Raw genomic sequence first — 9,667 nt, 5'->3', positions numbered from 1 at the left:
CTCCAGCGCCACTGCCTCCAGCGCCACTGCCTCCAGCGCCACTGCCTCCAGCGCCAGAAGGAGTTGCCATCTCAGCCCTCTCGGCAGGCAGTTCCTGTCTCAGAGCAAGTCCGACGCCATCGGTCCGACGGAGCTCCAGCAGTGAACCATGCTTGGCGTCCGGAGGGCGGCAACCGGGCCGAGGCCGTGACGATAGGTCGTGATGGCATTGAGTGATCTGCACTGTCGGAAGGCTGGACTCCCCGAAGTAGCAGACATCGACGGAACGCACCGCTCGTAGTTAAGCAAGATTGTCGGCGCCATCGCCTAACCTGCGTCTCGTGACCTCTTCCCCGACTGTGATCGACCTCTTTGCCGGCTGCGGCGGTATGACTGTCGGCTTTGTCCAAGCCGGATTTGAACCCGTGTGCGCGGTGGAGTTCGACCTCGCCGCGGCCTCCACGTACGCCGCCAACTTCGGCGAGAACCATATGTTGTGGGACGACATCTGCAGGGTCGATGCGCGAAGCTTTCCAGAAGCCGACGTCGTGGTCGGAGGACCACCCTGCCAGGGATTCTCCAACCTGGGCACCAAGAACGTTGACGACCCGCGCAATAAGTTGTGGGAGCAGTATCTGCGGGTCATCGAGGAGGCGCAGCCCAAAGTCTTCGTCGTGGAGAATGTCGAGCGGTTCTCGTCCAGCAGCGAGTTCGCCATGCTCCTCGATGAGGCCTGCCTCAGAAACTATTCGTTGTCCTACGGTGTGCTGCTCGCCGCCGATTATGGCGTGGCCCAACGGCGACCCCGCGCCATCGTTATCGGGTCCCGAATCGGCCGCATCGGCCTGCCTACCCCAACCCACGCCCAAACCCCGACCAGCCGCCTGCGGCCATGGGAAACTGTACGCAGCCGGATTTCCGATCTCCCGCCCTTCCCCGACTCGACTGGATTGCCCAGTTCCACCGCAACCTTCTTCGGCGAGACCGTGCCAGGCGTGTTCAAGGGCCTGGACCTTCATGTGGGCCGAAATCCGACGCAGATGTCTCTTGAGCGATATGACCACATCCCTCCGGGCGGGGGGCGGTTTGACCTGCCCGTCGAACTACAGCCGGCCTGCTGGCGCAACAAGGCGAGCGGCACCACAGATGTTATGGGTCGCATGCGGTGGGACGCTCCGTCGCTCACCATCCGGACTGAGTTCTTCAAGCCTGAGAAGGGGCAATACCTGCACCCGCAGTGGGATCCGGTGCACCCAACGAATCGAGTGAACCGCCCGATCACACATCTGGAAGCCGCGCGGCTACAGGACTTCCCCGACGAGTTTCTCTGGTGCGGATCCAAGATTCAGGTCGCTAAGCAGATCGGCAACGCAGTGCCGGTCGGTCTCGCCCACGCCATTGCGCGACACCTGAGACCGTACATAGAGGGCTGACCGTGTGGCCGTGGGCGATCGGTTTCCGGAAGCGGAGCTGGGCATGCAGCGCGGCACTAGGCTCAAGCGCCTATGCCCGCCTCGCACGGTGCTGAGACCAGTGCTGCCGAAACCATCGAAGGTGCCGATCGTTTGGGGGAACGGCGAGCTCGCCCCCCTCCAGGGCTGCATACATCGGATATCTGGCCAGGTCGGGGGCAACGCTGATTGTGCAAGTTTCGGGCTCGATAGCTAAGGCTCCCCGGTCAAACAGCCGATGAATGTCCCGCCGCAGAAGTAGGCCACCATGCTCGTGATGCACTCCCACCTCGGCGTAGCTGTACAGGTGGCCAGCCTCGAGCACTTCCTCGGGGCAGTCCCCAGTTATGGCGCACACGGGGCCGTAGGTTCGAAGGAGGCTCTTGCGGAAGGCCCCTTGCCCGCGCCTTACTCGCGTGGCCGCGATGCGGTGGCCACCAGACAGGGTTCCGGCTCGCCGGTCCACGTCGTCGAGCGCGAGCGGCCGGCCCTTGCTGGCGAGGGATTCTTCAAAGGCTTGCCACCGAAGAGGACGGATCGCGTGCTGAGATCCGGGATCCCGGCACAGGTCGCGCAACTCCTTGGCGGAGAGGGCGGAGGGTAGAGGCACCCACGCGGCGTCGTAGATGGCCCTGTAGGTTACAACGGGCACAGTTTCTGTCTGCGGGTCGTCGAACTCCGCCAAGCAACGTTGATTCCCGCAGCGAAAGAAGGGGCGCTTCACCTTGCGCCACTTAATACTGGCCTGGCCGCAGACCTTGCAGCGGTAGATCGTCTTGGGCCCTTCACCCTCTTGAATTTCCTCAACCACCGAGGCGCCAATAAGGCGGTGTTTGTCCCAGAGGGCCACCCGGTCACCGACGACGACGTCCTTGGCGCGTGGGACCCGGCTATCCCAGCTATAGAAGACATCCGGCTCATCGGCATAGCCATCATTTCCACCGAACTGACGATCATCGCCGTCAACGGCCATGAACAACCACGCCCGAACGTCATCCATCGATCAACCTCCGTTCCACACGTTTACGCCTGTACCGGGGGACCAGTGGACGTAACCACATCCAAGATCACTGCCCCACGTTGTGTATAGGTCGACACACTGACCGCGCTGCCGTCGGGACTGACAGCGAACCGTTGGGCAAAGGCTACGGGCGGTGAATGACTTCGTCCGGCAGGCAACGCCGGCCTTTGGGCTCGAGATCCGCAATATCACGGAACTTCAGCTCCGTGTCGGCTCGCACCGTAGCCCGGGAACGCATCAATCGAGGTTCCAGCTGGGATGTCTACTCGGCGACGGGACGCGCGCTTACCGCGCAAGTAGCCGACGAACCTGCTCAGCCGCCTCCCGGACCCGTCGGTCGTCTGGCAGATGACAGACGCCGAACTGGTGGCGGACGGGCAGCTCGGTCGCGATGAAGGACTCCTCGGGATAGACGTCAGCCAAGATCGTCGCGGCATGGGGCTTCCGCCCCTCATGCTGACGCCGGAACTCGGCTTGCCGATGTAGAGCTCGACGTGGCTGTCCCCGGCCTATCCGTCGACTCAAAACAGGGCATCGGCGAGTGGGTGCTGCCGCAGGTGTACGCCGCACTCGCGGAAGACTGCGTGAACGTACTGCTCCCTCAGGAAGGAGTAGTAGAAGTTCCCGATGCGCCAGCGCATGGCGCCGTGCGCCATGCGACTGGGGACTCCCCCTCCACGACCTCGGTGATCTTTGCCGCGGCGATGTCCCAGAGGCGGCGTCTTTGGCTCTCCTGCTGAGCAGCCACCCGGAACTACTCCCACGTCGGGATCCTCCCTGCCTCTTCGGTGATCGAGTGCAGCACGAACATGGTGGGGTGGGGCGGGTGCCAGTCGCGGACGGCCGACACGCTCATCGCGTCTGTCCGTTTCACCTCACCCAGCGCGTGCTCGGTTCGGCGGCAGACATCCGCCACCTCGGCCAGGCTGGCCGCCTCGACGACCCGTGACTCATGAGCGAGGACGTCGGGAACGACCGCCGCCTTGTGCGGGTCGCGCCGCCACTGGTCGAGAAGCCGACGGCCACCGGCGGAGACGGCGAAGTGGTCAATGACCTCCTGAGCGGTGGTCACCTCCGGAGCTAGTTGTCATCCCCGCGGCGCTCCGCGGCCTTACGCCGCTTGCGCTCGCGCTCGTAGCGGTTGACGGCCTCCTTGGGTCCCTCCGGAGGCCACGGCTTCGCCTCGATCAGCTCGTACTCGACGACCGTGGAGCGTCCCTCCCTGCGCTTGTACACGCGGACGTCCCAGTCGAGCACCACCCGCAGGTCGCGGAGGCGGCGCGCGGGATCACCCTTGTGGGTCTCGAGGCCGACGATCGGCAGCAGCTCGGCCGGCACCCGCTTGCCGATCTCGCGCATGGCGATCAGCAGCTCACCGATCCGCTCCCACGGGGTCTCGAGCTTCACCGCACGGGTGATGGCGTCGGCGTAGGGGTTCAGCGACTCGAAGAAGGCCTGCTTGCCGTGGTTGTGCGCCACGCACAGCGGCTCGAGATTTTCCAGCGTGGTCTCCCCGCCCCACTGCCGCGGGATGATGTGGTCGATCTGGAGCTTGACGCCCTCCGCGGGGCCGCGCCCGCACATCGCGCAGAACCGTCCCTTCATCGTGTAGACCTCCGCCTGCAGGCGCGGGGAGATCTTCGCGCCGGCGTCGGCGGCAGCGTCCGGCTTGCGCCCCTCGAGCTTGTAGACCCAGTCAGAACCCTGCTTGTGCGTCGTGACGACGAAGAACTCACGGACGTCCCTCAGCCGGCGCTGGGTGTGCACGTTGGCCTTCCCGAGCACGCGCTCGGCCCGCTCGATCCACTCCGCCATCGTCGGCAGGGGCGCGGTCCGGTGCTCGTGGAGGAACCGGCGCTCAAAGAGGAACCGGTACGCCTCGCGGGCCTCCCGGTTGCTGAACATCTCCCGGATCTCGTCGCTGTCCGGGTCCGGCAGGCCGTAGTACAGGGGGCCATCCGGGCCGCTGGTCGCCATGGGTCTCCTCCTCGCGCAGTGGGCTGACGGTCGGCTCGCGCCGACCACGGTCACTCTAGGCGGCATGACCCACGGATGTCTATGCCGACTCCCAGATGTCAGTCTCCATCGGCCGCTTGAGCCGGGCGTACACGCCGTTCTTGCCGCCAACCGCCTGTCTTAACGGCGGCGTGTTGGTGGCTTGTTGGCGGCAACGTTGGTGGGTCGCCTGTCGAGGCGCGAGCGCAGCGCTTCACGAGCGAGGTCGAAAGACGTTGCAGTAGGTCGTCGGGAGCCTGCGGACGCCCGGCGAGAGCGACAGCCAGGCGGTCCAGCGCCGTGACAGTCGGAACGCTGCGGTCAAGGCGCAGCGCGAGGGGCTCGTGGGACAGCGGCCACCCCAGGGTTCATTCGACGACCCGGCGGTGTCGCTCCCAGCGAGCGCTGCGATCGCGCCCGATCTCCGCGGTGCAAGCGGCGACGCCGCGTTGGCGCAGGTGGCGGCGGACCCGCGGGTCGCCGTAGCCCTCCCCTATGCAGCTTGACCGGCCGGGCGCCACGAGCGAAGACGCCGGTATCGGCCTACTTGTGCATCGCCGCCAGGATCTGTAGCCCGACCCGTGGTCCAGCTCGGCCGGGAGCCTGCCCAACCGATGCCGGCGGACAGCACTTTGGGAGCCCCTGACGCCATGTCCCGATCGGAGACCCGCCGGGCGGCCGATACCACTGCGCACCAGGCGGCCTACCCGAAGCCGCAGGCGACGCCCGAGCCGCGCATCACCTTCACCGCCTCCGGCGTCCCGGTCACCGTGCTGAACGAGGTGCCGCCGTCCGTCCGCCGCGCGGTGGCAGCCGCCGAGACGCACGCCGCCGCCTACGCGCTGGGGCAGCGATACGTGGGCATGGCCGACGGCGAGGCCGCCGAGCGGCTTTGCACCGACCGGTCGGTGTCGGTGCTCTACGGCGGGGCCAGCTCGACCGGGGTCGCCAGGCCCATTTGAGCCCGGACCGGGGCCTGCTGGCGGGCGGACCCGGCTCTCCCGCGGCCGGGCGGGAGTCTCTCCCTCTCTCGCCCGCCCGGCCGCTCCTCCTCGGGCGCTTACCGACGGGCAGCAATCACGAAGGGGTAACCCCTCGTCTGAGTGGGGAGCGGTTGACCGGCCCCTGTGGGTGCCTCTAGCTACCCTCGGGTCCCCGGCCGGTTCCGGGGCTCTGGGTCCATCGGTCCAGCTAGGAGGAGACGTGAGCGTCCGCATCGACGTCGCACCTCCAATGCTGGCCTGGGCGCTTGAGCGGTCCGGCCTAGACAGCGACAGCCTTACTAAGCGCTTCCCCCGGCTTCGAGACTGGGAGAGCGGTCGAACGAAGCCCACCGTGCGGCAGTTGGAGGCGTTCGCGCAGGCGACATACACCCCGTTCGGGTACTTCTTCCTGCCCGAGCCGCCGGAAGAGGGCCTACCGGTTCCGGACTACCGCACCGTGCGGGACGCCGAGCTGACCCGTCCAAGCGCGAACCTCCTGGACACGGTCTATCTCTCCGAGCAGCGCCAGGACTGGTACCGCAACTACCAGCGCCAGCATGGCGGGGACCGGCTGTCCTTCGTTGGTTCCGTAAGCCCTCAGTCTCCGGCTCGCGATGTCGCCGCCCAGATGACGACAGCCCTAGGCTTCAACCTAGACACCCGACGCCGCTTTCAGACCTGGACGGCTGCCCTGACCGGGCTCATCGAGGCTGCGGAGTCCATCGGCATCCTCGTCGTTGTCAGCGGCATCGTTGCCTCGAACACCCGTCGAAGGCTTGACCCCGACGAGTTCCGTGGCTTCGCTCTGAACGACGACCTTGCGCCGCTGATCTTCGTCAACGGGGCGGACACTAAGGCCGCTCAGATCTTCACCCTGGCGCATGAGCTGGCTCATGTCTGGGCTGGACAGTCCGGAGTCGACAAGCCCGATCTCGGACAAGTGGACGACCGCAGCGCCACGGAGCGATGGTGCAACAGCGTCGCGGCCGAGTTCCTCGTCCCGCTGGAGTCCATGCCGAAGGCGCTGCAAGGGCCGACACTCACCCAGGACTTGGAGAGGCTGGCCCGGCAGTACAAGGTCAGCACCCTGGTTGTATTGCGTCGGCTGGTCGACAGGGGCTTGCTCACGTGGGAGCAGTTCCGTCCGGCCTTCGATGACGAGTTGGCGCGAGTGACTGATTTGGCTGCGCAGAGAAGCCCAGGCGGCGACTTCTACAGGACACAGCCATACCGTGTGAGTCGCCGCTTCGCGCGGGCGATCATCTCCGACGCCCTTGAGGGTGACACGCTCTACCGCGATGCCTACCGCCTTCTCGGCGTTCGCAGGCACGAGACCTTCCAGAACCTCGGCGAAGCCGTCGGGGTCGCCTGATGTACCTACTCGACGCCAACGTCATGATCCAGGGCAAGAACGCCTACTACGGGATGGACATCGTCCCCGGCTTTTGGCAGTGGATCGAGAAGGCCCACGGAGACGGCCTCGTCTTCACGGTCAGCAAGGTCGCCGACGAGATCAAGGACGGCGGCGACGAGCTGGCCGACTGGATCAAGGCGCTGCCCACCGGCTTCGCGCTAGATGTGAGTTCCAGTACCGCCACGAGCCTCGCGGCCACCGCTGCTTGGGCTTCCGCTCAGACGCGGTACGTCCCTGCGGCCCTCGCTGAGTTCCTGAGCGTGGCCGACTACTACCTCGTCGCCCAGGCGCACGACCTCGGCTTCATCGTCGTGACGCACGAGACTCCGGCCCCTGACGGGAAGAAGAGGATCAAGATCCCCGACGCCTGCAATGGGCTGGGGGTCGCCTACACGACACCGTGGGCGATGCTCCGCAACGAGGGCGCTCGCTTCGTGTCCTGAGCGTGCACGCCTGGTTGCCGATCTCGACACGGCCCGCACACCGAGGAGTCCTGCGTGTACCCCGGACCCGCTGTGCTTCAGGAGGTTGGCCGGATCACCATTGCCGGGTCCCGGCTCGACATCCAATGGGCCGCCTGTGGCACCACCTCGACCGCAACGTCCCGTTCGAGGAGGCCCGGTGAAAGCCCGGCGCGGTGCAGACGGACAAGGTCCGCCGCCTGGCCTCGACTCGGCTGGAAGGCGCGTTGCAGGCCGCCGTTCAGGCCGCTGTCAACGCTGCCGAGGACGCCCGAGATCGACGTAACAACGTCGTCCACCAGGACTGGCTCCTGCGGAGCCGTGACGCCTCGAGGCCGTGGTCGGAGATCGAGCAGCTTTGTAGCCCGGAGGAGTACCAGGCGTACCTGAGAGAGTGGGAGCGAGAGTCGAAGGACTCCGAGGACTGGGAGCGCGTACCCCGCCGAGGTGTCAACGCTGAGGACACGCCGTCACTGGCCGAGCTGGTGGCGGTCGAGCGTCTCCTGTCAGCCGCCACCGGCCGCATCCTCGACCTCGTCTTCACCGTTGCGAGTGCGCGCAACACCGGTTGTTCGCCGGGTTACGTCCACCCGCCGGAGAGGCCGGGTCGGTCATTCACGGGTGAGCTGGCCGAGCCTCGCTCGTGCTTCGCTCGCGTCAGCGATCGCGGCGGGTGCGTGCTTCTTGGCATCAGTCGTGGTGTCGACATCCAGCACCGCGTCCCGCGCCTGCACGAGGGCCGCCAGTAGGTCCGGCGACGGCTCGGCGTCGTCGGCTACGGTCAGCAGTTCCTTCGACTCCTGAAGTCCCTGGAGCGCCCGCGCCACTCTGTCGCTCAGACGAGAACTGTCCCGGCCGACGTCGTCACCCTGCGGATCGCGCAGGTACTTCGCCATGCCCTCCAGCGCGAAGCCGAAGTAGCTGTGGGCCAGGCGAGCGGTCACCATCCTCGGGTCAGTCACCGCGTCACAGTAGGTCGGTAGCGGACGTCCGGCCCGGCAGGTCGGTGATCAACGGAGCGCGACCCACGCCGCGTCGTACAGATGTGGCTGCTCACTAGTCGACGCTGGGATTCCCTCCCCCCGTCCCCATCCCCAGCCCGGCTGACTGCATCCCGACTCTTCACATGCGCGGTGCCGGCCTCAAGGCGTCCCGCGACCGCGTCAGTGCTCCCGACGATGCGGTCATGCACCGTCGCGGAGGCAGTGGCGCATGAAAAGGCCGAATACGGTCACAAGGCGAAGACACGGTGGCCAGGGCGCGTCGCCGCTACTTGCCGGACCGCAGTGACGCCCTATCCAAGGCGAAGCCGCTTGTGACCAGCACGGTCGCCGCCACAGCATCTGCAACAAGCCAGTTCACACTTCCACTATCAATGACCGCTTGACTGTGCACATTGTCGAATTGAACTACAGCAAAACCGATAAACATAAAACCAACGCGCTTCGTCCAGTCGGCCGCGACCTTCATCTTTTCCCGAACCGATCTAGGACGCAGTTCCTTGATCGCCGTGGCCACGTCATCTTTGACGACAACCTCCCTCTGGCTCTGCCCGCGGGCGCGTACTTCGAGCTCGACTCGATAACGCTGCACCTCGACCGCAAATGCCGCTGTCGCCTCGTCGGTAAAGCCGTGCGGTTCCTCACCGCCTACAAAACTACGGCCATGACGAATCGCCGGCTCATGCCGTGCAGCTTGGGCGTCGGCTGCCGCCGGAGGATCGACGGTCACGAATTCGCCTCAGTCTTATGAAGCTCATCCCCAGCTCCAGAAATTCCATGTCCGCCCTCATGTCGCAGAGCAGCCATGCCGGATAGTAGGATCGCTACACCATTCAATGCACCTAGGACAGTCGCGGCAACAGAGAAATCCTTAGCCGCCAGAAAGGCGGCAAGTCCGAGCCCCGCAAGCGCGATGAAAGCGCCAGTGATGAAGCCGGCCACCCGGAGGCGAGACTCCGTCCTTTCGTTTCGCCGCGAGAACTCAACCTGCTCCCGAATCAAGCGTTGCATCAACTCCGCCTGACGCAAGACGCGATCTGCAGACCCTGGTGCCGCCTCCTCGTACGCCTTCAGCTCCTCTGCTGAGGGGATCAATGCGCCATAGCGCCTAATCGTTTCGCGTACAACCTCGGACTCAATCGCGTTGGGATCCGGCGAAGTGTCCGACTTGCCCGATGGCACGCCATCACCCTCCTTTCGACGACGGGCAGTCCCCGTCTCCCGCTGACGCCCCCGAGCCTAGTGACAAGCGAGTGTCATAACACCGCGTCGTGTGTCGTCCTGCAGCTCGTGATTCCGCTGCCGCGCTCCTCATTCGCGGAAAGGCAGCGATGCCTTGGAGGAGACCGTTCCGCGCGGCCG

11 protein-coding genes and 1 pseudogene are annotated in these 9,667 nt (G+C 65.8%); 4 read left to right on the top strand and 8 right to left on the bottom strand.

Annotated features, from left to right (window positions below; translation table 11 throughout):
- Positions 1 to 320: 320 nt before the first annotated feature.
- Positions 321 to 1,412: a DNA cytosine methyltransferase gene (locus tag CHC04_RS14540; RefSeq protein WP_217897376.1), complete on the top strand. Its 1,092-nt coding sequence runs from the start codon at positions 321 to 323 to the stop codon at positions 1,410 to 1,412.
- Between the two features lie 70 nt (positions 1,413 to 1,482).
- On the opposite strand, the gene CHC04_RS14535 is transcribed toward CHC04_RS14540, so the two are convergent.
- From CHC04_RS14535 to CHC04_RS25005, 4 genes and pseudogenes are all read right to left on the bottom strand, one after another.
- Entirely contained in the window at positions 1,483 to 2,430 is a 948-nt protein-coding gene (locus CHC04_RS14535; protein ID WP_089404656.1) for an HNH endonuclease, read from the bottom strand.
- A 775-nt stretch (positions 2,431 to 3,205) separates the two neighbouring features.
- On the bottom strand, positions 3,206 to 3,523 hold the full coding sequence (locus CHC04_RS14530) for a hypothetical protein (RefSeq protein WP_089404655.1): 318 nt from the start codon (positions 3,521 to 3,523) through the stop codon (positions 3,206 to 3,208).
- A gap of 8 nt (positions 3,524 to 3,531) precedes the next feature.
- Complete coding sequence (locus CHC04_RS14525; RefSeq protein ID WP_089404654.1) at positions 3,532 to 4,428, bottom strand: HNH endonuclease; 897 nt, start codon at positions 4,426 to 4,428, stop codon at positions 3,532 to 3,534.
- 290 nt (positions 4,429 to 4,718) lie between these two features.
- A pseudogene (locus tag CHC04_RS25005) lies at positions 4,719 to 4,959 on the bottom strand (IS5/IS1182 family transposase); the annotation flags it as partial.
- A 137-nt stretch (positions 4,960 to 5,096) separates the two neighbouring features.
- Between CHC04_RS25005 and CHC04_RS14520 the strand changes: the two are divergent.
- The 3 genes from CHC04_RS14520 to CHC04_RS14510 all read left to right on the top strand — a co-directional run bounded on the left by CHC04_RS14520 (position 5,097) and on the right by CHC04_RS14510 (position 7,286).
- On the top strand, positions 5,097 to 5,408 hold the full coding sequence (locus CHC04_RS14520) for a hypothetical protein (protein WP_141233814.1): 312 nt from the start codon (positions 5,097 to 5,099) through the stop codon (positions 5,406 to 5,408).
- Between the two features lie 241 nt (positions 5,409 to 5,649).
- Positions 5,650 to 6,801 carry an ImmA/IrrE family metallo-endopeptidase gene (locus CHC04_RS14515; protein WP_089404652.1) on the top strand — a complete coding sequence of 384 codons (1,152 nt, stop codon included), beginning with the start codon at positions 5,650 to 5,652 and terminating at the stop codon, positions 6,799 to 6,801.
- Positions 6,801 to 7,286 (top strand): DUF4411 family protein, encoded by a 486-nt coding sequence (locus tag CHC04_RS14510; protein WP_217897375.1) that lies wholly within the window; start codon positions 6,801 to 6,803, stop codon positions 7,284 to 7,286. Before CHC04_RS14515 ends, CHC04_RS14510 begins: the two co-directional genes overlap by 1 nt.
- A 77-nt stretch (positions 7,287 to 7,363) precedes the next feature.
- Here CHC04_RS14510 and CHC04_RS14505 read toward each other — a convergent pair whose 3' ends face one another.
- From CHC04_RS14505 to CHC04_RS23620, 4 genes are all read right to left on the bottom strand, one after another.
- A complete protein-coding gene (locus CHC04_RS14505; protein WP_089404650.1) occupies positions 7,364 to 7,603 on the bottom strand; it encodes a hypothetical protein in 240 nt (79 codons plus the stop codon).
- A 312-nt stretch (positions 7,604 to 7,915) separates the two neighbouring features.
- Entirely contained in the window at positions 7,916 to 8,266 is a 351-nt protein-coding gene (locus CHC04_RS14500) for a hypothetical protein (protein ID WP_089404649.1), read from the bottom strand.
- A 307-nt stretch (positions 8,267 to 8,573) separates the two neighbouring features.
- Positions 8,574 to 9,035, bottom strand: coding sequence for a hypothetical protein (locus tag CHC04_RS23625; protein WP_141233813.1), 462 nt, complete (start codon positions 9,033 to 9,035; stop codon positions 8,574 to 8,576).
- Complete coding sequence (locus CHC04_RS23620; RefSeq protein ID WP_141233812.1) at positions 9,032 to 9,487, bottom strand: DUF2335 domain-containing protein; 456 nt, start codon at positions 9,485 to 9,487, stop codon at positions 9,032 to 9,034. Before CHC04_RS23620 ends, CHC04_RS23625 begins: the two co-directional genes overlap by 4 nt.
- Positions 9,488 to 9,667: the final 180 nt, after the last annotated feature.

The organism is Geodermatophilus saharensis (assembly GCF_900188205.1).
GTDB lineage: Bacteria > Actinomycetota > Actinomycetes > Mycobacteriales > Geodermatophilaceae > Geodermatophilus > Geodermatophilus saharensis.
This window is presented reverse-complemented; position numbering and strand designations above follow the sequence as displayed.